At 63.7% G+C, this 21,486-nt stretch carries 21 protein-coding genes and 1 tRNA gene; 6 read left to right on the top strand and 16 right to left on the bottom strand.

What is annotated here, in order from left to right:
* Positions 1-561: 561 nt before the first annotated feature.
* Positions 562-2,082 carry a tryptophan halogenase family protein gene (locus K2W81_RS11275; protein WP_294104327.1) on the top strand — a complete coding sequence of 507 codons (1,521 nt, stop codon included), beginning with the start codon at positions 562-564 and terminating at the stop codon, positions 2,080-2,082.
* A gap of 8 nt (positions 2,083-2,090) precedes the next feature.
* Positions 2,091-2,768 carry a DUF6445 family protein gene (locus K2W81_RS11270; protein ID WP_294104325.1) on the top strand — a complete coding sequence of 226 codons (678 nt, stop codon included), beginning with the start codon at positions 2,091-2,093 and terminating at the stop codon, positions 2,766-2,768.
* Here the strand turns inward: K2W81_RS11270 and K2W81_RS11265 are convergent.
* The 4 genes from K2W81_RS11265 to K2W81_RS11250 form a co-directional block, all read right to left on the bottom strand.
* Positions 2,743-4,758, bottom strand: a complete 2,016-nt coding sequence (locus K2W81_RS11265) for a hypothetical protein (RefSeq protein ID WP_294104324.1) — start codon at positions 4,756-4,758, stop codon at positions 2,743-2,745. The genes K2W81_RS11270 and K2W81_RS11265 overlap by 26 nt on opposite strands.
* A 52-nt stretch (positions 4,759-4,810) precedes the next feature.
* Positions 4,811-7,351, bottom strand: a complete 2,541-nt coding sequence (locus K2W81_RS11260) for a TonB-dependent receptor (RefSeq protein WP_294104323.1) — start codon at positions 7,349-7,351, stop codon at positions 4,811-4,813.
* A gap of 124 nt (positions 7,352-7,475) precedes the next feature.
* The gene (locus K2W81_RS11255) at positions 7,476-8,519 is read right to left on the bottom strand and encodes a LacI family DNA-binding transcriptional regulator (RefSeq protein WP_294104322.1); all 1,044 of its coding nucleotides are present in this window, start codon (positions 8,517-8,519) and stop codon (positions 7,476-7,478) included.
* A gap of 54 nt (positions 8,520-8,573) precedes the next feature.
* Positions 8,574-9,695, bottom strand: a complete 1,122-nt coding sequence (locus K2W81_RS11250; RefSeq protein WP_294104321.1) for a glycoside hydrolase family 68 protein — start codon at positions 9,693-9,695, stop codon at positions 8,574-8,576.
* A 189-nt stretch (positions 9,696-9,884) separates the two neighbouring features.
* On the opposite strand from K2W81_RS11250, the gene K2W81_RS11245 reads away from it, so the two are divergent.
* The 4 genes from K2W81_RS11245 to K2W81_RS11230 all read left to right on the top strand — a co-directional run bounded on the left by K2W81_RS11245 (position 9,885) and on the right by K2W81_RS11230 (position 11,943).
* Positions 9,885-11,144 carry an MFS transporter gene (locus tag K2W81_RS11245; RefSeq protein ID WP_294104320.1) on the top strand — a complete coding sequence of 420 codons (1,260 nt, stop codon included), beginning with the start codon at positions 9,885-9,887 and terminating at the stop codon, positions 11,142-11,144.
* A gap of 76 nt (positions 11,145-11,220) precedes the next feature.
* Positions 11,221-11,466, top strand: a complete 246-nt coding sequence (locus tag K2W81_RS11240) for a hypothetical protein (protein WP_294104319.1) — start codon at positions 11,221-11,223, stop codon at positions 11,464-11,466.
* Positions 11,467-11,528: 62 nt separating this feature from the next.
* Positions 11,529-11,747 (top strand): hypothetical protein, encoded by a 219-nt coding sequence (locus tag K2W81_RS11235; RefSeq protein ID WP_294104318.1) that lies wholly within the window; start codon positions 11,529-11,531, stop codon positions 11,745-11,747.
* The gene (locus tag K2W81_RS11230; RefSeq protein ID WP_294104317.1) at positions 11,698-11,943 is read left to right on the top strand and encodes a hypothetical protein; all 246 of its coding nucleotides are present in this window, start codon (positions 11,698-11,700) and stop codon (positions 11,941-11,943) included. The genes K2W81_RS11235 and K2W81_RS11230 overlap by 50 nt, the downstream gene beginning before the upstream one ends.
* Positions 11,944-12,299: 356 nt before the next feature.
* Here K2W81_RS11230 and K2W81_RS11225 read toward each other — a convergent pair.
* From K2W81_RS11225 to K2W81_RS11170, 12 genes are all read right to left on the bottom strand, one after another.
* Positions 12,300-12,375: transfer RNA gene (locus K2W81_RS11225), tRNA-Phe, on the bottom strand.
* A gap of 30 nt (positions 12,376-12,405) precedes the next feature.
* Positions 12,406-12,609 carry a DNA gyrase inhibitor YacG gene (gene yacG, locus K2W81_RS11220; protein ID WP_294104316.1) on the bottom strand — a complete coding sequence of 68 codons (204 nt, stop codon included), beginning with the start codon at positions 12,607-12,609 and terminating at the stop codon, positions 12,406-12,408.
* A gap of 3 nt (positions 12,610-12,612) precedes the next feature.
* A complete protein-coding gene (locus K2W81_RS11215) occupies positions 12,613-13,530 on the bottom strand; it encodes a ribonuclease (RefSeq protein ID WP_294104315.1) in 918 nt (305 codons plus the stop codon).
* Positions 13,523-14,098: a nucleoside triphosphate pyrophosphatase gene (locus K2W81_RS11210; protein WP_294104314.1), complete on the bottom strand. Its 576-nt coding sequence runs from the start codon at positions 14,096-14,098 to the stop codon at positions 13,523-13,525. The genes K2W81_RS11215 and K2W81_RS11210 overlap by 8 nt, the downstream gene beginning before the upstream one ends.
* Positions 14,099-14,271: 173 nt before the next feature.
* A complete protein-coding gene (gene infA / locus K2W81_RS11205; protein ID WP_066653720.1) occupies positions 14,272-14,490 on the bottom strand; it encodes a translation initiation factor IF-1 in 219 nt (72 codons plus the stop codon).
* A 715-nt stretch (positions 14,491-15,205) separates the two neighbouring features.
* Positions 15,206-15,412, bottom strand: a complete 207-nt coding sequence (locus K2W81_RS11200; protein ID WP_294104307.1) for a DUF2283 domain-containing protein — start codon at positions 15,410-15,412, stop codon at positions 15,206-15,208.
* A 158-nt stretch (positions 15,413-15,570) separates the two neighbouring features.
* The gene (locus tag K2W81_RS11195; protein ID WP_294104305.1) at positions 15,571-15,993 is read right to left on the bottom strand and encodes an Eco29kI family restriction endonuclease; all 423 of its coding nucleotides are present in this window, start codon (positions 15,991-15,993) and stop codon (positions 15,571-15,573) included.
* A gap of 83 nt (positions 15,994-16,076) precedes the next feature.
* Complete coding sequence (locus K2W81_RS11190; RefSeq protein ID WP_294104303.1) at positions 16,077-17,237, bottom strand: DNA cytosine methyltransferase; 1,161 nt, start codon at positions 17,235-17,237, stop codon at positions 16,077-16,079.
* Between the two features lie 189 nt (positions 17,238-17,426).
* Positions 17,427-17,579, bottom strand: a complete 153-nt coding sequence (locus K2W81_RS11185; RefSeq protein WP_294104301.1) for a hypothetical protein — start codon at positions 17,577-17,579, stop codon at positions 17,427-17,429.
* Positions 17,580-17,672: 93 nt separating this feature from the next.
* A complete protein-coding gene (locus K2W81_RS11180) occupies positions 17,673-17,918 on the bottom strand; it encodes a type II toxin-antitoxin system PrlF family antitoxin (RefSeq protein WP_294104299.1) in 246 nt (81 codons plus the stop codon).
* 260 nt (positions 17,919-18,178) lie between these two features.
* Positions 18,179-19,066 (bottom strand): oxygenase MpaB family protein, encoded by an 888-nt coding sequence (locus K2W81_RS11175; RefSeq protein ID WP_294104297.1) that lies wholly within the window; start codon positions 19,064-19,066, stop codon positions 18,179-18,181.
* A 214-nt stretch (positions 19,067-19,280) separates the two neighbouring features.
* Positions 19,281-21,440 carry a sodium-translocating pyrophosphatase gene (locus tag K2W81_RS11170; RefSeq protein ID WP_294104329.1) on the bottom strand — a complete coding sequence of 720 codons (2,160 nt, stop codon included), beginning with the start codon at positions 21,438-21,440 and terminating at the stop codon, positions 19,281-19,283.
* Positions 21,441-21,486 lie beyond the last annotated feature (46 nt).

The raw sequence follows: 21,486 nt of genomic DNA, 5'->3' as shown, positions 1-21,486 counted from the left end.
CTCGCCGACAACTTCCTCGCTATGGTCAAACTCGCCTCAATGCGCCTGTGGCTCCGCGCTTATGAGTCTACGGCCTAATCGACTGCTACCTATCTAAACTTGGCTGCCTGTTCACCAATCGCGTAGATAAAATTCTGCAGGTCGATATCATGAATTGGGTTCAGGAGAACAATTTAGTGTCAGATATGTACAGGTAAGTGGTGTCTTTGACCGCAGTTTGGATGCCGCTTGTGGGACCCACGGCCGAGAAAAGACCCAATCTTTGACAATCCAGCGATGCCACGCGGGAATTCGAAACCGGTCGTTCGTTCATGCGATTGAATCGCCGCTCCATCGGGCAAATTATCCTGTCGGACCCGACTCGGGGCGATTGACGAAATCGCTAAACATCGACGCAAAGGACCTCGCTGTGTTAACCGATGCCAAGCAATTGCAACGAGGGCGGCCGGGGCGACCAACGAGCCTCACCGCTGGCTCCCAAGCTTGCCATCCCAGGTAGTGTTGCGTTCCACTGCAAAGGATTGCATTGTCTCTTGAGCAAACTTTGGGGAGAGGCAGGCGATGGCGCGGATCGAACGGCTGGTGATCCTTGGCGGGGGTACGGCCGGGTGGATGACGGCAGCCGCGCTGTCCAAAACCTTGGGCGCCAAGGTCGCGATCGATCTGCTCGAATCCGACGCGATCGGTACGGTCGGCGTTGGCGAGGCTACGATCCCGACGATCCATTGGTTCAACCAGTTGATCGGCCTCGACGAAGCTGAATTCGTGCGCGCGACGAAGGCGAGCTTCAAGCTCGGCATCGAATTCGTCGACTGGGCACGCCCCGGTCACCGCTATTTCCACCCCTTCGGACGTTATGGGGTCGATCTTGGGCCCGTGCCGTTTCATCAGTGCTGGCTGAAGGCCCAAAGCGACGGTGCCGCCGCCCCGCTCTCGGCCTATTCGCTCGCGACCGCGCTGGCCGCGCAAAACCGCTTTGCCAAGCCGTCAGACGATCCGCGCTCAATCCTGTCGACGCTTGGTTATGCCTATCATTTCGATGCCTCGCTCTATGCCGCGCACCTGCGAGGGCTGGCGCAAGCGAACCGCGTGCGACGCCACGAGGGCAAGCTTCAGGCGGTTGAACGCGATCCCAACACCGGCTTCGTCACCGCCATCACCACCGATCGCGGCGAGCGGCTGGCGGGCGACCTCTTCGTCGATTGCTCAGGCTTTCGCGCGGTGTTGATTGGCGAAGAACTGGACACGGCGTTCGAGGATTGGTCACACTGGCTGCCGTGCGACCGCGCCGTCGCGGTCCCCTGCGCGCGGGTGGTCGACACGACGCCCTATACGCGATCAACGCTGCGCCCCGCCGGATGGCAGTGGCGCATCCCGCTCCAGCATCGCATCGGCAATGGTTATGTCTATGCGAGCAGCTTTGTTTCGGACGACGAAGCAACGGCGACGCTGCTTGCCAATCTGGACGGCGAACCGCTTGCGGATCCACGGATGCTCCGATTCACCGCCGGGTTCCGGCGGGAGAGCTGGACGAAGAACGTCGTCGCGATCGGGCTGTCGTCGGGTTTTCTCGAGCCGCTCGAATCAACCAGCATCCATCTCATCCAGAGCGGCATCGCCAAGTTGATCGCGCTGTTCCCCGATGCCGACTGCGACCCCGCCCTCGCACGCCAGTTCAACACGCTGTTCGGGATCGACATGGACGGCATCAAGGACTTCCTGATCCTGCACTACCACGCGACCGAAGCGCACGAGGCACCGCTGTGGCAGCATACCCGCCACATGGCACTGCCGGACAGCCTGATCGCAAAGGAGCAGCACTATCGGCGCACGGGTCGGTTGATGCTGACCAGCGACGAGCTGTTCCGCGAGGCGAGCTGGCTGGCTGTGCTCAATGGCCAGGGGATCGTCGCGACCGACCACAGCCCGATCGCCGACACGATCGACAGCGCCACCAATCGCCGCCAACTCGACCAACTGGCCGCGATCATTGCGCGCGCCGCGCCGACGTTACCCATGCATGACGACGCCATCGCGGCCCTCATCGGTCAACCCGTCCGCAACGCGGCTTTGGTGGCATAAGCGCCGGGATGCTGCCGCCCCAGGTCACCGTCCACCATATCGGCCGCGAGCGCGAGCCTGTCGCGGTGATCGAGCATTTCGCCCCCGACCCGCAGGCGTTGCGTGCCGCTGCAACCGGGGCAATTTTTGGCCAAGCGGGCGAGCATTATCCAGGCGTGCGGGCATCCTTGCCGCCAACCTATCTGCCCGACGCGCGGGGGAAGCTTGGCGCGGTCTTTCGCGAAGTCTTCGGGGTCGCCGAAACCGTGTCAGTGCTCGACATACGCTTCTCGATCGTTTCGGTTGCGCCCGGCGCGCTCACGCTTGAGCAACGGCTGCCGCATGTCGACGCGCTCGAACCCGGGCGGCTCGCGCTCATCCATTATCTGGGCGCAGCGGACGAAGACGGCACGGCTTTCTATCGCCACCGCACAACCGGCTTCGAGACGATCGACCGCGGCCGCAGCGCGGATTATTTCGCGGCGCTCAAGGCCGATCTGGACCAGCACGGCACGCCGCCGTCGGGCTATCTGGTCGGCGACACGCCCATCTTCGAACGCATCGGCCAGTTCGCAGGTCGCTTCAACCGCGCGCTCGTGTACCGCGGGCGCTTGCTCCACAGCGGCGACATCCGCCCCGGTCGCGCGCTGTCAGCCGATCCGGCGGACGGCCGCCTGACCGTTACCGGCTTTTTCGCGGCCCGGTAGCCGCCACGGGCGGCCGCACCGCCAGATAGACGGTGCTCCACAATTGCGCGGCGTTCGATTCATCGACGTCGGCTTTGCCCGCACCAAAGGCCACCGGCTGATAGCGCCCACTGGCATAGCGCCACGACCATAGCTCTGAGCTTTGGAGCCCACGCGTCGCACCGATCACGCGCCACAAAGCGGTCTGGGCAGCGATCAGTCGCGTGCGAACGGGCACCGGCAGGTCCTGACGGCCAAGCTGGCGCTCGATGCCAGCGGCAAGCAGCGCTTGCTGCCACGACCAGACGACGGCACCGTGATACGCGCCCGGCGTGAAGCGTGCCTGCGCCGCACGGCCTGCAAAGGCCGGATTGGCAACCAGCAGTCCGGCATTGGTCATGAGGCCAGCGGGAAAAGGCCGCATCAGCGCGGCGACATCGCGGTCGAGATCGGCGGGGGTCGGGCGCGTGAACAACAGCGCAAAACCCTCGTCAGAATTGACGATCGGCACCGGCTTGCCACCCGCGTCGATCGACAGTGCGTGGAAGCTGAGCGGCGCGCGACCAAGCGCTGCGACCGCCGCGGCGCTCGGTACGTCGAGTGTTGCGGCATAAGCCTTGATCGCGTTCGCCGCGTCGGGCGGGGTGATCGTGACGCGAAACAACGGCGGCGCCTTGGCTTGCCACGTCGCGGCCATCGCCCCTGCCCGCTCGAACGCTGCCCGGTCCTCCGCCGTCAAATAGGCGCCGAGCTGTCCCGACCGATAGAGCCGATCCGCCGCCGCCAGCGCGGCGGGCACAAGAGCTGCGTTGACGTCATAAGCATAGATGCCGCGCCCCAGCCCTTCGTCGCTGTCGCGCCATTCGCCCGACATACGGCCGGGCTTGATCGCGACCAATGTCTTGAATGACGGCGCGTCGGCGAAAGGTGCTGCCTGCTTCAGGACGAAACGCAGGTTGCGCACCAGCAGCGAACCGACGCTGCTTTGCGCGCCCGGTCGTGCCGCGCTCTCAACTGTCGACGCAAGGAACGCCGTGGCGCGATGGCGGCCCCCTGCTTCGAGATAATCGCCCACGATCGGCGCCAGCATGTAATCGTCGTCGATCATGCCATAATCGAGTTCGGCGCCGTCGCCGCTGCCGCCGCCGTTACGATTTTGCAGCACCGCGAATTCGCCAATGCCTTCCTCATGCGCGACTTCGCCGCCGTCCGAAAGCCGCGCGAAGACGGACCCCAACCCGGCCTCGACAGCTGCTGGTTGCAGCGCCGGCATCAGCAGCCTTACCGACATCAGCGTGTCACGTCCGAAATAGGTATTGAAGCGCCAGGACCCCGCGAGGAATTTTTCACGGTAGCTGAGAAAAGCGAGCGCCCGACGTGCGGCGGGATCGGGGGCCGCGCGTGCGTTAAGCAAATGGTTGAGCGGCAATGGCGTCAGCGCCGCATCCCCCGTGAGCGCTATGATCTCGATGCGGATGCGCCCTCCCCGCCCCGCAACGATGCTTTCGCCCTCGATCTTGCCGTCGATCACCCGCAGCGCCAGATCATAGCCCGGCGCGCCATCGATCCGCTTACGGGCATAGCGGATGGTATCGGAACCGATCTGCGCCTGCGCCCCGACCTCGCTCGGGAAGCGGCCGACTGCCTGATAATCACGCAGGTACCGCACGTTCGAGAGCACCGCTTGCTTTGGCACGAGCCGAGCGGCGTCGATGCTGGCTACCGCCTTGATACCATGCATCAATCCATCAGCGCTCGACAGCGGTATCGGCGCGTGATCGAGCGTCCAGACGGCGGCGCTGTCGAGCGGCGCGAACCATACTCCCACGCCGCTGTTGCCCGCCGGGAACGCCACGAGCACGCGCGGATCTTTCCCCGAACGGAGCAGCAGATGTGCGGCCACCTGGCCTTCGCGGACGAAGGCATTGAGATTCTGCCCCTCGACCAGCTGGAAGCCCAATTCGGGCGCCCGCGGCGACGCTGCCCCAAGCAACAGGACAGCAGCCGCCACGGCAGTGGCAAGTTTCAACGCGCGCACCAAAGGCTTTCCTCTCGCCGCCCGCTCAGAACCGCAGCGTCACCGACCCGCCATAGGTAGGCCCGACGATGCCACGCGCATAGAAGAAACCCGATGCGGCGTTCTGCGTCTGGCCCTGGCGCGGGTTGCCTTCGGTCAGGCCGATCACATTGAAGACGTTGTCGGCGTTGACGCTCACTTGCAGCTGCTCGGTCACGTTCACATTGACGCCGAAACTCGTCACGCCATAGGCGGGCAGCGAAATCCCATTGCCCGAATCGGCGAAGATGTTGCCAATGTATTTGTACCGCCCATAGAACTCACCGAGCTTTTTCGGCAGCTTGATCGTTGGCGTGATCGTGAACAGTGTCGAAGGCGTGCGTTCGGGCCGATTGCCGTTGAACGAGGGCTGCGGGACGCCGTTCAGCCGCAAATTGTTGAGCGTCGGCCCCTGAAAGACACCGAAGAAGTCGATCGAAAACCAGTCGACGGGCCGGATAAGCGCGTCGACCTCGACGCCCGTGGTACCCAGATCAGCGAGAAAAGTCGTCTGGATCGTGGGATTCAGCGGATCGATGAAGTTATAGAATTGATCGCGGAAGTTGGTGCGGAACACCGTCACCGATGCGTTGAGCAGGCGGCGATATTTGTACCGCACTCCGGCTTCGTAGAGCTCGACTCCGGTGATCGGATTCACGCCATTGGTCTGGAAGCTGTTTGCATAGCGCGCGTAAAGTGAAAGATTGTCGGTCAACAGATAATTCGCGCCGATCGTCCAGGCCACGCGGCTGTTGGTCCGGCGCGTGACCGTGAAAGTGCCGTTGAAGGTCGAGCCAACCGTCGGCACCACCGCTGCATTGACGAGTCCGGGCTGTACCGGCTGATTGATGGCGGCCGAATTACCATCGCGGAACTCCGCACTGTCGCTTTCCCAGCGCAACCCGCCGTCGATGTGGAGCTTGGTGCCGATCGTCAATTCGTCATTGGCGTAGAGCGAAACTGAGCTGTCTTTGCTCTGCCGGATACCAGCGCCCCAATTGCCGTAGGAAATCTGGCCATTGTCGGTCAGCGTACCGATCACACCGTTCGCAGCGTTGAGCGCGACGATATCATAGATGTCGCTGTTGTTCCGGACGTCGTTGACGACGGCTGAGGTCGCCGACTGGTTCTGAAACCGGCTGACATTATAATAGAGCACGCCAGCGGTCAGTGAGTTGGTGAAGCCGTTGCCCTTGTATTCCCAGCGCGCGCCGAAGTTGGACCCGAAATCATAACCTGATTGGAAATCATGGTTCAGCGTGGTCTGCTGCAGAAAGCCATTACCGTTGAGCGCGTTGAGCGCTGCCGTGTTGTTCGACCCTGTCACGACCCCAGTGCGCAGATTGCGGATCCCGAACCGCACCGTTGTCGGGAACACCGCTTGGCCCGCCGCGAGCAACCCGCTGATCGGCGACGCCGCACCCGGCGTCAGATAGGTTACAGCGCTTGCCAACCCGGCATTGCCCGTGCCCGATCCGGGAAACAGCCCGTTGAAATCGTCCGTCAGCCCCAAATACCGGGCATGCGCAAACAGATCAATCGAATCGCTCAGCGGCTTTTCGAAATCAATCCGCAGCTGCTTGGTCTTAACGCGGACGCCCTGGTCATAGCGAAAATCGCGAAACCCATCGGCTTCGACAAAGGTCGATACCGGGACTGAGATACGCGAGAATGCCGTTCCACCGACGTTGCCGAACTGGGTATCGAGCCCAGGAATGCCGCTCGGCTGGCCATTGTTATAGGCATAGGGCTGGGTTGCATAAAAGGCAGCCTTGATGTCGCCAATCTTGCCCGTCAGCCGGATGTAGCCGCCGCCATCAAAGCTGTATTCCAGCATCGCCTTCAACCGGTAGCCGTCATAGCTGAACGGGTTGCTCCGCACCCCCGGATTGGTCTGGATATAGCCACCGATGTTGAACGCGAGCTTGTCGGTGATCGGCTGCGAGTAATAGAAATCGCCGCGCCGCTGGCCAAAACTATAGGCGGTGAAGCGGGCGATGCCTTCTGCCTTGGTGTGGTTCGGCGTGCGCGACAGGAAGTTGATCGTCGCGCCGGCGCCGTTGACGGTCAGGACGCCCGACGAGCCGCCCTTGACGGCTTCGAGCCGATCAATGGTGATGTCGTTCGAGAAGAAGAAGTCGGCGCCGCCGCCGCCATAGATGATCGGCAGGCCATCTTCCTCAAGCTGGATGAAGCGCTGACCACCGCCCTGCAGGCCGCGCACCGAGTAATTGTTCGACAGCTCACCGGCGGTGCCCTCGACAAAGATGCCGGGCACGAGTTCGAGCAAGTCGGCGGTCGAGCGCGGCGCCTTGCGGTCGATATCGGCGGCCGTCGCATAGGTGATGTCGGCCGATGCGGTGATCAACGCGCGGTTGCGCGTCGTAAGACCGGTGACGACAACCTCGTCCGCCTTGTCCTGGTCTTCCGCCGAAGCGGGCGCCGCCTGTGCGGGCGCGGTGGATTCGGCAGTCTGCGCCAATGCTGATGTTGCGCAGCACGTCGCGCCGGCAAGCAGCAGCGCCCGAATGGTGATTCGCGAGTTCATGATCTCTCCCAATGCGACGCTTATGATTGCCCCGCCATTTCGGCAGCGGTGGCTTGTCACGATTGATTAAATCGATTGCAATCCAATTGCAATCGATTGTTTTCGGGCAACTGGGATGGCGGATTTACGCCGAGTCGCGGACTATCAAGCTAGGGTGCATCACGACCGAAGCGGTCTCCTCCCCCGCGATCCGGCGGAAGAGCAAGTCGACCATTGTCGCCGCGCCCTGGGCGATATCCTGGCGGACGCTGGTCAGCCGCGGCACAGTGTGACTTGTCAGCGGCAGATCGTCGAAGCCGATGATGGCGACTCGCTCGGGCACCGCAATTGCGCGGTCGGCAAGCGCGCGGAGCGTGCGCATCGCGATCATGTCAGACGCGGCGAAAACCCCGTCGAACTGCCCCTCGGTCAGACCCGTGTGGTGGGTGATATCGGCTTCCATGTCGTCGGCGGCGAGATGGGTGGGAAGCAACGCTACATCGAACCCGGCGGCGCGCGCTTCGGCGACAAACCCCGCATGGCGCGCCGCAATTTCCGGCGTGCGGACATCGCCCAGGAACGCCAGCCGACGGGCGCCTCGGCCGACCAGATGTGCTGCCGCCAATCGCCCACCCGCAACATTGTCGGTACCGACGCTGCAATGCAGTTGCCCCGGGCATTGGTGCCCCCAGGCAACGAGGGGCCGATACCGCGCAGCGGTCTGCTCGATCGCGTCGAACTGGTTCGACTGGCCGATCATCAGCACGCCGTCGAGCATCCCCGACTCGACAATTCGGGTCAGCCAGTCGGGCGATTCGGGGATCACCCGCGACAGCAGGATGTCATGGCCGCTTTCGGTGATCAGATCGGCGAGTTGGCCCAGCATCGTCATGAAGAACGGATCGGACAGATGCTGGCGCCGCTCATGCCCCAGCGGAATCACCACGCCGATCAGCCCGGTTCGCTTGGTTCGCAGCCGGCTTGCCATCTGGTTGGGACGGAAATCATGCGCGCGGGCGATTGCTTCGATCTTTTCGCGCGTCTGGATATTGACGAGCGGGTTGCCGGCCAGCGCCCGCGAAACCGTTCCAGCCGAGACGCCGGCGATCCGCGCCAGTTCGACGATGTTGCGGACACGCCCCCCCTCCGGCTGCCCGTCGTCTAAAGTGCGATCGTCAGAATCCCCCATGAGTGGCCACGATAGCCTGACCGAACGCAAGCGCAACAGTCTCGCGGAAACCGGTCATGATGGCATCAACGCCGCTCGGTCGCCATCCAATGCCAGCCGAAGCACCGGCGCGGGTCCACCGGCGAATGCTGCACGGCGGGCAGCGGGATCCGGGGGGAGCGTCCAGATGCCGGGCATGTCGGCAAAGCTCCAAACCGTCAGGTTGGGCAGGACCTGGAAGCTATAGGCCTGGGTCGGCGCAATGCCGGGGTTGGCGAAGACGAGTGCCGTGCCGTTGATCGGCCGCCACGGCGCTCCCCAGCTGTCGGCAACCACCCCGTAAAGCCCGGTTGGGCCGCGCGGGCCCGGGTTCGCGAAGACCTTGGCCTGGGTCGACCAGAAGAGATAGACTTGCCCGCGATGGATGACGACATGGGGTCGTTCGAGTTCGTTGTTCAGGCCGATCGCCGACACGATCGGCGGCTGCAACACCCATGCATCGTCGATCCGCTTCGCGGCGCCTACGACGCCGTTCCATGACGAATGGGCGCCAGCGTCGGACGCGGTGAACAGCAGCCAGTCTTCATCGCGGTCGGCATCGCGAAACCAAAATGGGTCACGAAACGCCTTGATCGTGCCGATCGCTCCGCCGCCCCCCATGTCGCTTTGGTACACAAGGCCATCGGGGCGCGCGCACTCGATCGGAGCAGACCAGTCCGCAAGGCTCGGCACCCCATCGCTGATGCGCAACTGCGCCGTGGTTTCGAACAGGCGCTGGGCGAAATTGAACGGCGGCTCGCCACAGCCGCCGACGGCCGTAAAAAACAGGCGTACCGCTTCGCCTGCATCGCTGATAATCGCAGACCCAGACCATTGGCGGCTGCCGGGTGCGGCATCGTCAGCGAACACCGGCCCCAGATCGCGCCACGAAGTGGGTGAGCGGTGGAAGAGCCAAAGCCGCGCAATCGCGTGCCGGTCATCGGGATCGGGCAAGCGTGGCGCCGCAAGCGCGATCACCAACTGCCCGCCGGCCACCGGCGCCAAGGCGCCCGTCGTGGACAACACCGGCCAATGATCCCACACATCGTGGCCCGACAAAACGTCGCTCGCGGTCTCTCGGTCGAAGAGCGGCGACATCGGCATCGACTCGGGGCGAATGGCAGCGACATGCGATGGCAGCCAGGTAAAGGGGATCATTGTCGCTTGGGCCTGCTCAAAGGGCTGAAGGGGATGACGGGCAACGAATAGCCCTGCTGCAAACCTTTGCAATGACAAAAGCCGTCGTGCTAGCGTGCGCAGCAGACCGGCAAAAAAGCGCGGCGAGGAGAGATGATGCCAGCGGACGCCGCGCCTAAGCCCCGACTGAGCCTCAGCCGGATTGTCCAGATGAACCTGGGATTCCTGGGCCTGCAATTCAGTTTCGGGCTGCAACAAGCCAATATGGGGCCGATCTACAGCTATCTCGGTGCGAGCGAAGCCAGCATGCCGCTGCTGTGGCTTGCCGGGCCGATTACGGGGCTGGTGATCCAGCCGATCGTCGGCGCGCTCAGCGACCGAACAGTCACGCGGATCGGTCGGCGCACACCCTATTTCCTCATTGGCGCCGTCCTCTGCAGCCTTGCGCTGTTCGCGATGCCCTACAGCCCTGCGCTTTGGGTCGCGGCGAGCCTGTTGTGGGTGCTTGATGCCGCCAACAACATCACCATGGAGCCCTACCGCGCCTATGTCGGTGATCGTTTGGACGAGGCGCAGCGACCGGTTGGCTTCCTCACGCAAAGCGCCTTTACCGGTCTCGCCCAGACTCTGGCCTATCTTGCACCGTCGATTTTCGTCGGGCTGGGGATGAACCCCGATGCGGTCGATGCCAACGGCATCCCCGACATCACCAGACTCGCCTTTGCGATCGGCGCGGTGCTGTCGCTCAGCACGATCCTGTGGTCGATCTGGCGCGTGCCCGAACTGCCCCTGGAACCACACGAACTTGCGCAGATGCAATCGCGCAAGATGTCGATTGCCACGACATGGCATGACTTTGCCGATGCGGTTCGCAACATGCCTCAGCCGATGCGGCGGCTGGCGCTGGCGATGTTCTGCCAGTGGTTCGGCATGTTCTGCTACTGGCAATATGCCGTGCTATCGCTGGCCCGTGCGCTCCACGAGAGCGGGACAGCCGCAGCGGTACGCGACGCAACGCTGGTGAACGGGCGGCTCGGCGGTTTCTACAACGCGATCGCTTTTGCGGCAGCGCTGATGTTGGTGCCGATGATTCGTCGGCTCGGCGCCGGGACCGTCCACGCCGCCTGCATGATCGCCGCCGGCAGCGCGATGGTGGTGCTGCCGACGATAGACAACGAAGCTTGGGCCTATCTGCCGATGCTCGGTATCGGCCTGGGCTGGGCCAGCCTGATGGGTACGCCCTACATCATGCTCGCCGACTGTATCCCGCCCGCGCGCACCGGCATTTACATGGGGATTTTCAATATGTTCATCGTCGTGCCGATGCTCGTCGAAAGCCTGACGCTGCCCTTTTTCTACACGCCCTTGCTCGGCGGCGATCCGCGCCATGTGATCACGCTGGGCGGCGCGATGATGCTGCTCGCGGCGCTGGCGACGCTCAGAGTGGGTCGTGCAGACGATTTGAACTGATGGGGTGGATGCCCCCTTCGCCCGGCATCGTATGATGTCAGAACGGCGCGATGTTGCGCTGGAGAAGGAGGAGCATATGACCGACGTTCACATTCTCGCCATCGATTTGGCGAAGCGCAGCTTCCAGGTCTGCGCGACAGAGCTGCGAGGAGCGGTTCCATTTAACCAGGCAGTATCGCGTGCGAAGCTTGAGGCGGCGCTGCGATCGAACCTGCACTATGTGGCGGTGAAGAGTGCCGAGCACCAAGCGCGCGCGGTTGCCTTCCGAACGCACCAGTCCTTTGTTGGGCAACGTACCCCGCTGATCAATGCTTTGCGATGACATCTGGCCGAGTTCGGCTGATCGTCGCGCAAGGACCGACCGGCATCAAGGCCGTTGGCGGCATGATCGACGACGATATGACCGCACTTCCCGAGGCCGTGCGCGATTTCGCTCGCCTTTATCTGGACCAGATCGCCGTGCTCACGCAGAAGATAATGACGAACTCCACTTCAAGCTGCGCGCGGCGACCACGGTCGACGACGCAGCGCGGCGGCTGCGGCATCAACGGTCTTGCAGCAAAACGCAGACATCAAACCCGGGCTGCGCAAGAACCAAGGTGAAGATGTCGGCATCGGCGAGCGAGACACGATAAGCGAAGCAGGTGGAACAAAGCACCCAGTGCGCTTCTACGGTGTGAACGTCGATCGCGACACGGGTGAGGTTTATGGCGCTTTTGATCTCGACGACGGCCGTCGAGTGCTTGCGGTCACCAGTTTCGATGCGGCAAACGATATTCGCTCTGAGCAAGCCACTTGACGGAAACGGGTGCGCTGAGCAGCCAGCCATCCGAGCGTGAACGAATGGCAGCTCCTGCCTATTTGGCTCCTCAAAGCGGCCATTCCGCAATCCACCCTAGCCGATTGTCACCAAAGGTCAGGCTTCGAGCCGACTTTGGGCTTCCGCACGCTCCCGTCACCGCAAAGTGAGCGCTGCCGCTCTGCACACAGTACATCGTCAAGCTTGTCCGATCCCATAAAGAGTGATTTCGTGAGATCGCGTATTTTAACCCTAGTCACGAGGCGCGGGGCTCATTTGACGCCTTATGGGCGTGAAGTTCACCTCTTATGAGCGAAACGACACCGCTGCGCCTGCGTCATTTCGTGGGTGGGAAGTGGTGCCCAGGGACGGGATCGAACCGCCGACACTGCGATTTTCAGTCGCATGCTCTACCAACTGAGCTACCTGGGCATGTCGCGCGAGCGGCGCGAAGGCGGCCTCTTAATCGTCGTCTGCGTCGCTGTCCAGCCCGGGGTTGACGGTGTCCTTCGACGCTTCCTCGTCGCCGGTCGCGGGGCCTGCGGGCAAGCGATAGCCTTCGCCCAGCCATTGCAGCAGATCGCGGTCGACACAGCCGCGGCTGCAGAACGGCTTGTGCTGCGGGCTGACGGGCTTGCCGCAGATCGGGCAGGCAGTTGCGGGCATCGATCAGGACTCCAGTTGGGGCGAGCGGCCGGTGCGGCGGGTGAGCTCGGCCAGCCAATCGGGGTGCGCGTCGATCCGCGCCTTGACCGCCAGCGGCAGCCGCAGCGCGAGCGAGGTGCCGGGGGGCGTGCGTTCGAGGCTGCGCAAGGCGGCGCGGGCAGCGGCGCCGACGGGATCGCTCCGCAGCACTTCGACCAGCGAGGCGCGGGGGCGGGGGCGCACCACTTGCAGGAAGCCGAAGCCGTTGAGCGCGGTGCGTTCGAACGGTGGTGGCAGCGCAGCGTCGAGCGCTTCGGCGACGGCATTTCGCAGCGCCTTGCCCTGCACGCTCGGGAAATCAACGCCGATCGAGCCGGTGATGTCGAGCCGATCGATCGCCTGCCCCACCGCCGTCGCCGCCGCCACCGCCAGCGTGCCGATGTCGCCACTGCCGTCGACGTCGAACAGCGCCATCGCGGGCGTGGGGCTCAGCCGCAGCGCGCCGCCGGGGAAGGCGATTTCGCCGCTCATCGCCTCGTCCAATACCTCCGACCAGCCCGCCGCTTCGAGCGCATCGGCTTCGTGGGCGCGCAGCTCACGCACCGGGTGGCCGCTCGCCGCCAGCCGCGCGCGCAAGTCCGGCCCCGGCCCGAGCGGCGCATCGCTCACCCGGCAGCGGGCGAGTTTGGCGCGGCCCGGTTCGGGGATCAGCTCGCGCGTCACCACGACCCGGATCGCCGCGCCCTCGCTCACCCCGGCGGCGCCATCGAGCAGCAACTCAGTGCCGTCCGCCACTACCCGGTCGCGCGCCACCAGCCGGCCTTCGACGACGCTGCCCAGCCTTAACCCCGGCAGCTCGACCCGCGCGGCGGCAATCATCCCGTCCACCACCAGCGCGGCGCGCGCTTCGCCGATGCCGGCCTCGAACAGCCACTCAGCCAAGCGGATAGCCCGCGCTCAGCAGCAGGGCGCGTGTTTCGAACAGCGGCAGGCCGATCACGCCCGAATGACTGCCCGCCAGCGCGCGCACCAGCGCTTCGGCGCGGCCCTGGATCGCATAGCCGCCCGCTTTGCCCAGTCCTTCGCCGCACGCGACATAGGCGTCGATTTCGGCGTCGCTCAGCCGCTTGAAGGTGACGACCGTATCGGCGAGCCGGGTGCGCGCCACGCCGTCCAGGCCGATGACGCACACCGCCGCCAGGCAATGATGCCGCCGCCCGGAAATGAGGGCGAGCAAGCGGCGCTGGATGTCCTCGGTCTCGGCCGGGGGCAGGATGCGCCGCCCGACGGCGACGGTGGTGTCGCCCGCGACGATGATCTCGCCCTCGCCATGCGGCACCGCGCGCGCCTTTTCCTCGGCGAGGCGCAAGGCGTAGGCGCGGGGGAGCTCGCCGGGCTTGGGGCTTTCGTCGATGTCGGGGGCGGCGACGCGATCGGGCACGGCACCCAGCCGGGCGAGCAAATCGCGGCGGCGGGGCGAGGTGGAGGCGAGAATGAGAGTCGGCTTCATGCACTTGCCCAATTGCGAGTCATTTGAAACCAGCCGTCATCCCGGACTTGTTCCGGGATCCACCGTGCAGCGAAGATTGCAGCGGCGGCATTCAGACCACGGTGGGCCCCGGAACAAGTCCGGGGTGACGAAAAGGGTGCGGGTGCCAGATGGGCGCCGACAGCACCACCCGATCACTTGAAGCGATAGGTGATCCGGCCCTTGGTCAGATCATAGGGCGTGAGTTCGACGAGCACATCGTCGCCCACCAGCACGCGGATGCGGTTCTTGCGCATCTTGCCGGCGGTGTGGCCGAGGATTTCGTGATCATTTTCAAGCTTCACGCGGAACATGGCATTGGGGAGCAGCTCCACCACTTGCCCACGCATTTCGAGCAGTTCTTCTTTTGCCAAACAAACCTCTGGTGATGTTGGTTGATTCCGGGCGGAATTCGTGAAGCGCGGCGCATAGACGAGAAGCGCGCAAAAGGGAAGCGCGGGGGCTGAAAGGTGTCAAAGGTTACGACCATCCTAGGGGGGTGGGCCGCGCGCGGTGGCAAAAGTGACGAAAGTGACGACCCGTTTGCAAAAAGCGCAGGCGCCTTGCCGATTGCGCCGATTGTTCACGCGGAGGCGCGGCGCGCGCGGAGAAGAAGAACGGGTTCGCGCGGAGGCGCAGAGATAGCGGAGAGAAGACGTGGCGAGGCCGCTATATCTCACTTCTCTGCGATCTCCGCGCCTCCGCGCGAACAAATTCTTTAAGCGCGCGCGCCGGAACGGTGGCGGGCGGGGGACAGGGGCGCGGACGATGGCAAAGAGCGGTTGGAGCAGAACATAGTATGAACAAGCGCGATTGGCAAGTCAGCAGGCACTCCGGGGCTTTTACCCATTTGCCATCTCGGTCGGCGTCACGCGACGACGATGATCGCTGAACCGTTCTCCACCGATCCGCTCGGTGCGAACGCCATTCGCCTTCCACGGCTTGCAGAGTTTGCAACCGGCGCGCTGGTTGCGGGCGCGCCCGCGCTTGTGATGCATTGTGGCCTCCATAGATTGCGCCCGACCGATAAACCCGTTCAGGGTTGTTACGCCGAACCTGTTTCAATAGCGATTCGTAGCGCTTTCGCGACTACGCCGCCTTGAGCGGCAACGACATTGCTTCGAGGGTCGTCCGATCGAGCTTGCCGGATGCTTGGTCGATATCGATTCCCACCACAGCGCCGTCCGCGTCGAAATCGGCGTTCAGGCCATTGGCGATCTCACTGGTTTCGACGCCGGGCGTGGTTTTCAGCTCGATATAGAGACTGTTGGTTTCGGCGTAATAGTGCAGCTTCATGGCCCGTCCTCGTCGAAGTCGCGATCGATAAACGCATTGTGGAGTGTCGTTCCGTCGTCCAGCGTCACCACGCGTAAATTGCGCGCGTCGTCCTGGTCAATTCGTGCTCGCCGTCCTCCGCTCGACCCGCGCAAATCAATCCGTTCCGTTTCACGGAACTATCCGTTCAACGGTGGGAAAAGTTCATTCCAACGACCGACAATGCCGGTGCCGGGCCGCCCGGCGCCAGGTGTTTTGCTGCCAAACCCGCTATAGTTCCAGGCGGGGGCGTAGTGCGCAATCAGGGCGTATTCGGCGGCGAATACCCACCATTCACTGCTGACGGTGAGGTAACGGCATTGGACGTCCGGCAAACCAATATTTTGCCTGCTAGAAATCTTGCTGACGTGCTCCGCTAACCGGGCGCGCAGCGTCCGACCACTCTTTGTAGTTTCCTTGGACGCTTTTCCTACATAAACAAGATTGCCCTTATAATACAGAGCGTATACTCCGCTTTCCCGAGGGCCCGCGCCTCGCTGCAGTGGCAAGAGCGGGCTCGCCTCAAGCTTCTGGATCACTTGAACGCGGATGCCCTCGTCCAAGTCGAAGTCAAAGTGATGAGGATCGTTTGATACGGGCATGCCATACTTTTGCACAACCTAGGGCATCGTGTCACCCGGGGCCGCTAGGTGGCGCGACTCAAATGAGAGGCGACATTCACGGCGATTACACGCGCAAGCTCCACAGGAACGGCGTTACCAAGTTGACGCATCGCCTCCGACCATGATCCATGCAGATGATAGCCATCAGGAAAGGTTTGCAATCGCGCACTTTCGCGAACCGTGAAATAGCGTACCGACCCATCTGGGCGTGCCAGCATATTTTCGCCTCCGGGCACACCATGGACACCGGCTTTCAAGGTCTTGGCCGCTTCGTCAAGCGGGCTCCCGGTATGGCCAGGATAGGATCGCGCGCCCTGCTGAACGCGATGATTGGCGAACGCTAGCGACGAAGTCGCAGTAGGCTCGGGCAAGTCGGCTATCGCGTCGCGTACGGTTTGCCACGCCCTAGTCATCGGCTTTTCCACCAGCTTCATGCCACGGTTGTAAAGGCGGCAGTCCAAATTCTGATCAATCCGCGCAACCCTATGCCGGTCCCAATAGGTTCCCGTGCGGCATTGGTCCCAAAGCAAAGCGTCTAGCGAATGGGTTTCGTCGGGAAAGCTCCATTCAATTCCCAAATCCGCTCGGAAACCCACGAATACAACGCGCTCACGCCGCTGGGGAACGCCGAAATTTGCGGCATTGAGCACCCTTGGAACCACTCTGTACTCAAGGCCGATTGCCACTCCGGAAGTGTGGTGCTGCTCAAGCCTCCCGAGATGATCAATCCAATCCTCATCGGCTCGACTGGCGATCTCGGGGTAGCTCAACTGGAGCACGATGTAGGAAAAATATGTCGCAAACGAAGCGCGCGTAAGGCCTTTGACGTTTTCAAAGATGAACGCGCTGGGTTCGATTTCACGGACCACCCGAACGGCTTCGGGCCACATGTCGCGAGAATCCTTGTGTGCGCGGTGCTTGCCGCCAAGGGAGAATGGTTGGCAAGGCGGCCCACCGCTGACCAAGTCAACTTTACGACGGAGATCGCCAAAATCTATGCCTCGTACGTCCTCTTCGATGGGATCAGGCCAGTGCGCTACGGGACTCCTCTTCGCCTTTCGGTTTTCCCGAACCGTATCACAGCACCAACGGTCCCATTCGACCACGCGCACAGGCTTGAAGCCGGCCTTGGCAATGCCCATCCCCAGCCCACCGGCGCCAGCGAACAGTTCGACGGACTTCATCGCTTGCCCTCTTCTTGCAGAAACATCGTCAGCTCGTTCTCTAGTTGTTCCTTATCGCGGTACTGGCATTGCCACGCAACAAGAATTACCAACCTTGCGCCAAAGGGTGGGTTTCGAGACGCAAGTCCCGCTCCCCTTGCTAACCACTTGGCGAGGTCCGAGAAAAAGGGGCGCGAGCCCCCAACCCGTTTACCGCCCCGCGCCCGCCGGGGATTTGAACAGGATGTTGTAGCTGGCGTTCGAATTGAACGGCGGGTCGAGATAGATCAGGTCGACGCTTTCATCCGCGATATGCTGGCGCAGCACGTCGAGATTATCGCCATAGTAAAGCCGGTTGGTCATGCGCGGCATGATGCCCGTGCGGCGGGGTGATCACAATCGGTGATTGCGAGCGTCGCGCGGCGATCCAGTGTGTGGCGCGATGGGCTTGTTGGATTATCCACGCCGCGCATCAAGCGCGCCATTCCAAAGAACGTCGTACACGCGGTCGGCGTCGCTCGCCCATTCGGTGAAGGTCGAGAAGTTGGCGAGGAACGCGTCTGGTGCCTCAGCCCGCGTCATGATCACGCGGTCGCCGTCAATTTCATACGTTGGGTCGTCGCCCGGACAGAGAGCCAGTGCGACGCGGACCGCGTGCGGGATGGTCGTCTGTCCCTTGCTGCTGAGACGCGAGCGGATCATGCGGGGAGGGTAAGAATATGCCTGACCGGAGGCAAGCTCGATCGGCGGACGTGTGCCGTGTCGTCGGGTAGCGGGAGAGCATCGCTGAGGTCGATGGAATACCCCCAATCCGTTCGTGCTGAGCTTGTCGAAGCACCGTTCTTCTTCCGCGACGTCATCGCAAAAGAAGGACGGCCCTTCGACAAGCTCAGGGCAAACGGTGGGAATGGGGCAAGCCAGCTAAGGTGTGCTCTTGCATAGCGAAGAGAAAGCCTTTCCGCCTACCCCCGCAACCGCGCCGCCCTAACCGCCAGCGCCGCGTTCCGTCGCGCGACCCTCGGCGCCAGCCCCGCGCGGATCGCCGCTGCCAGCGTGCCCGCGCTCGCGCGCGTCAGGCTGCGGCTGAGCGTGCCAGGGCGCGCGCCGTGCATCGCCGCGGCCCAGGGCGGGAGCAGGTCGATCGCGGCGGCCATCAGCAGCGCTTGCACAGGCGCGCTCGCGCTGCCGGCGGGGGCGGCGCTGCGGAGAGCGCCCATCACCGCGCGGGTGCGGTCGTCGGCGCGCAGCTGCGGGCGCATCGCGGTGAGGTACGCCTCGGCGGCGGCGCGGGTGGTAGGGACGGGCGCGCTGCCGAGCTTGGCCGCCAGCCGCGCGGTCTCGGCGAAGAACGCGTCTTCGCGGTAGCGCGGGATCGTCGGGTCGGCGTAGCGTTTATAGGCGGCGAGGAAGCTCCACTCGCCCGCGACATGCACCCAGGCGAGCGTCGCGGGATCATCGGCGCGGTAGGGCGTGCCGTCGGCGAGCGTCCCGCCGACGGCGGCGTGGATGCGGCGCACGCGCGCGATCATCGCTTCGGCCTGCTCGCTCGGCGCATAGGTGGTCCCGCCGACAAAGCGCGCGGTGCGGCGCAGGCGACCGAGCATGTCGGCGCGGAAGTTCGAATGGTCCCACACGCCCGCCATCGCATGCGGGTGGAGCATCTGGAGCAGAAGTGCTGCGATCCCGCCGATCATCATCGTCGCGAAATCGCCGTGCACCGCCCACGCGACCGATCCGGGGCCGTAGAGGCCATTGTCGGCGCCTTGGGTGATGTCGAACGGCGCATCGTCGCTGGTGGGGGAGAAGAGCGCATCGACCTGGGATTCGACGAAGGAACGCAGCGGATTCATGCGCTGGAGATGGGGGAAGCGGCGGCGGATGTCACGGGGGGCTTTGGGCTGGGGGGGCGATCTGCGCCCAGTAATGAGTTCATTCCCCTCCCTTGTCCAGGGAGGGGAACAAGAAGGAGCTAGGCGCCGCGGCAAAGCCGCGTCGGTCGTCGGCGCGAGGACGAGCTCGCGCCGACGCCGGCCGGGCTTTGGCTGATCGGCGGCTAAGCCTTGCTTAGCCTGCGGCCAAAGCCGCCAGCAGCAGCAGCGCGACGATATTGGTGATCTTGATCATCGGATTGACCGCAGGCCCCGCCGTGTCCTTGTACGGATCGCCGACGGTGTCGCCGGTCACCGCAGCCTTATGGGCCTCGCTGCCCTTGCCGCCGTGGTTGCCGTCTTCGATGTACTTCTTGGCATTGTCCCACGCGCCGCCGCCGCTGGTCATCGAAATCGCGACGAACAGGCCGGAGACGATCACGCCGAGCAGCATCGCGCCGAGCGCGGCAAAGCCTTCGGCCTGCCCTGCCACCGCGGTGATGATGAAGTAGACGAGGATCGGCGACAGCACCGGCAGCAAGCTCGGCACGATCATCTCACGGATCGCGGCCTTGGTGACGAGATCGACGGTGCGCGCATAATCGGGGCGGCTGGTGCCGAGCATGATGCCGGGGTTGTTGCGGAACTGGTCGCGCACTTCCTCAACCACCGCGCCCGCCGCGCGGCCGACGGCGGTCATGCCCATCGCGCCGAACAGATACGGCAGCAGCGCGCCGAGCAGCAGCCCCACGATGACATAGGGGTTGGAGAGCTGGAAGTTGACCGTGAGGTTCGGGAAATCCTTCGCCAGATCGCTGGTATAGGCATTGAACAGCACCAGCGCGGCGAGCGCGGCCGAGCCGATCGCATAGCCCTTGGTCACCGCCTTGGTGGTGTTGCCGACCGCATCGAGCGCGTCGGTCTTGTGGCGCACGTCATCGGGCAACCCCGCCATTTCGGCGATGCCGCCCGCGTTATCGGTCACCGGGCCATAAGCGTCGAGCGCGACGACCATCCCCGCCTGCGCGAGCATTGCGGTTGCCGCAAACGCCACGCCGATCACGCCCGCGAGCTGATAGGCGGCAATGACGGCGATGACGATGACGAAGGTCGGGAGCGCGGTCGATTCAAGGCTGATCGCGAGGCCCTGGATGACGTTGGTGCCGTGGCCGGTCTCAGACGCCTTGGCGATACTGCGGACCGGGCGGTAATTGGTGCCGGTATAATATTCGGTGATCCACACCAGCAGCCCGGTCACGGCGAGCCCGATCATCATCGACCAGAACAGCGCCATGCCGGTGACCGACGCGGCGGCATTGCCCGCCACTGCCTCTGCCGTCGCGCCGCCCAGGAAGCTGATGTTGCTGTTGCCGCCGATCGCGGTGTTCATGTCGCCGAGCGTATATTGGGTGGCGAAATAGATCGCCGGGATCGACAGGATCACGCTGGTCCAGAAGCCCTTGTAGAGCGCGCCCATGATGTTGGTGCCGCTGCCCAGCCGCACGAAATAGGTGCCGATGATCGAGGTGATGATGCACACCCCGCCAACGATCAGCGGCAGCCCCATCACCGCGAGCAGATTGTCCGACCCGCGCAAAGCCAGCGCGATCGAGATCATCGTCACGCCCAGCGTCACGACATAGGTTTCGAACAAATCGGCGGCCATGCCCGCGCAGTCGCCGACATTGTCACCGACGTTGTCAGCAATCGTCGCCGGGTTGCGGGGGTCATCCTCCGGGATGCCCGCTTCGACCTTGCCGACGAGATCGGCACCGACGTCAGCGGCCTTGGTGAAGATGCCGCCGCCGAGCCGCGCGAAGATCGAAATCAGCGACGCGCCGAACGCCAGCGCAGTGAGTGCTGCGACCACGATCGGGCTGCCCGGCGCATTGCCGCCGGGGCCGATCAGATACCAGAAGATGCCCGAGATCGACAGCAAGCCGAGCCCCGCCACCAGCATGCCGGTGATCGCGCCCGACCGGAACGCCATCGTCAGACCGCCTTGCAGCGAACTCCGCGCGGCCTCTGCCGTGCGCACATTGGCGCGCACCGAGATGTTCATGCCGACATAGCCCGCGACGCCCGACAGCACGGCGCCAATGACGAAGCCGATCGTCGAAACGGGCGCGCCCATCCGGTCGAGGAAGACCCAGATCAGCGCGGCGACGATGACACCGACGACCGCAATCGTGCGATATTGCCGCCCGAGATAGGCCTGCGCGCCTTCCTGAATCGCCGCTGCAATGTCCTGCATTTTTTCATTGCCGGCGGGGGCCGACAACACTTGGCGGCTGGTGACAAAACCATAAAGCACAGCCAGCAAGCCACAGACCATGGCCGCATAGACGATCAGCATCGCATTCCCCTTATCCTGCTGCCTCTGGCGGACGCCGGGCATTTTC

It is taken from the genome of Sphingomonas sp. (assembly GCF_019749955.1).
Taxonomy (GTDB): domain Bacteria; phylum Pseudomonadota; class Alphaproteobacteria; order Sphingomonadales; family Sphingomonadaceae; genus Sphingomonas.
This window is presented reverse-complemented; position numbering and strand designations above follow the sequence as displayed.

Excerpts from the sequence above, each read along its gene's own strand:
- K2W81_RS11275 (WP_294104327.1), top strand. The coding sequence starts at position 562 with ATGGCGCGGATCGAACGGCTGGTGATCCTTGGCGGGGGTACGGCCGGG.
- K2W81_RS11270 (WP_294104325.1), top strand. The coding sequence starts at position 2,091 with ATGCTGCCGCCCCAGGTCACCGTCCACCATATCGGCCGCGAGCGCGAG.
- K2W81_RS11260 (WP_294104323.1), bottom strand. The coding sequence starts at position 7,351 with ATGAACTCGCGAATCACCATTCGGGCGCTGCTGCTTGCCGGCGCGACG.
- K2W81_RS11255 (WP_294104322.1), bottom strand. The coding sequence starts at position 8,519 with ATGGGGGATTCTGACGATCGCACTTTAGACGACGGGCAGCCGGAGGGG.
- K2W81_RS11250 (WP_294104321.1), bottom strand. The coding sequence starts at position 9,695 with ATGATCCCCTTTACCTGGCTGCCATCGCATGTCGCTGCCATTCGCCCC.
- K2W81_RS11245 (WP_294104320.1), top strand. The coding sequence starts at position 9,885 with ATGAACCTGGGATTCCTGGGCCTGCAATTCAGTTTCGGGCTGCAACAA.
- K2W81_RS11240 (WP_294104319.1), top strand. The coding sequence starts at position 11,221 with ATGACCGACGTTCACATTCTCGCCATCGATTTGGCGAAGCGCAGCTTC.
- K2W81_RS11235 (WP_294104318.1), top strand. The coding sequence starts at position 11,529 with ATGATCGACGACGATATGACCGCACTTCCCGAGGCCGTGCGCGATTTC.
- yacG (WP_294104316.1), bottom strand. The coding sequence starts at position 12,609 with ATGCCCGCAACTGCCTGCCCGATCTGCGGCAAGCCCGTCAGCCCGCAG.
- K2W81_RS11210 (WP_294104314.1), bottom strand. The coding sequence starts at position 14,098 with ATGAAGCCGACTCTCATTCTCGCCTCCACCTCGCCCCGCCGCCGCGAT.
- K2W81_RS11200 (WP_294104307.1), bottom strand. The coding sequence starts at position 15,412 with ATGAAGCTGCACTATTACGCCGAAACCAACAGTCTCTATATCGAGCTG.
- K2W81_RS11190 (WP_294104303.1), bottom strand. The coding sequence starts at position 17,237 with ATGAAGTCCGTCGAACTGTTCGCTGGCGCCGGTGGGCTGGGGATGGGC.
- K2W81_RS11185 (WP_294104301.1), bottom strand. The coding sequence starts at position 17,579 with ATGACCAACCGGCTTTACTATGGCGATAATCTCGACGTGCTGCGCCAG.
- K2W81_RS11180 (WP_294104299.1), bottom strand. The coding sequence starts at position 17,918 with ATGATCCGCTCGCGTCTCAGCAGCAAGGGACAGACGACCATCCCGCAC.
- K2W81_RS11175 (WP_294104297.1), bottom strand. The coding sequence starts at position 19,066 with ATGAATCCGCTGCGTTCCTTCGTCGAATCCCAGGTCGATGCGCTCTTC.
- K2W81_RS11170 (WP_294104329.1), bottom strand. The coding sequence starts at position 21,440 with ATGCTGATCGTCTATGCGGCCATGGTCTGTGGCTTGCTGGCTGTGCTT.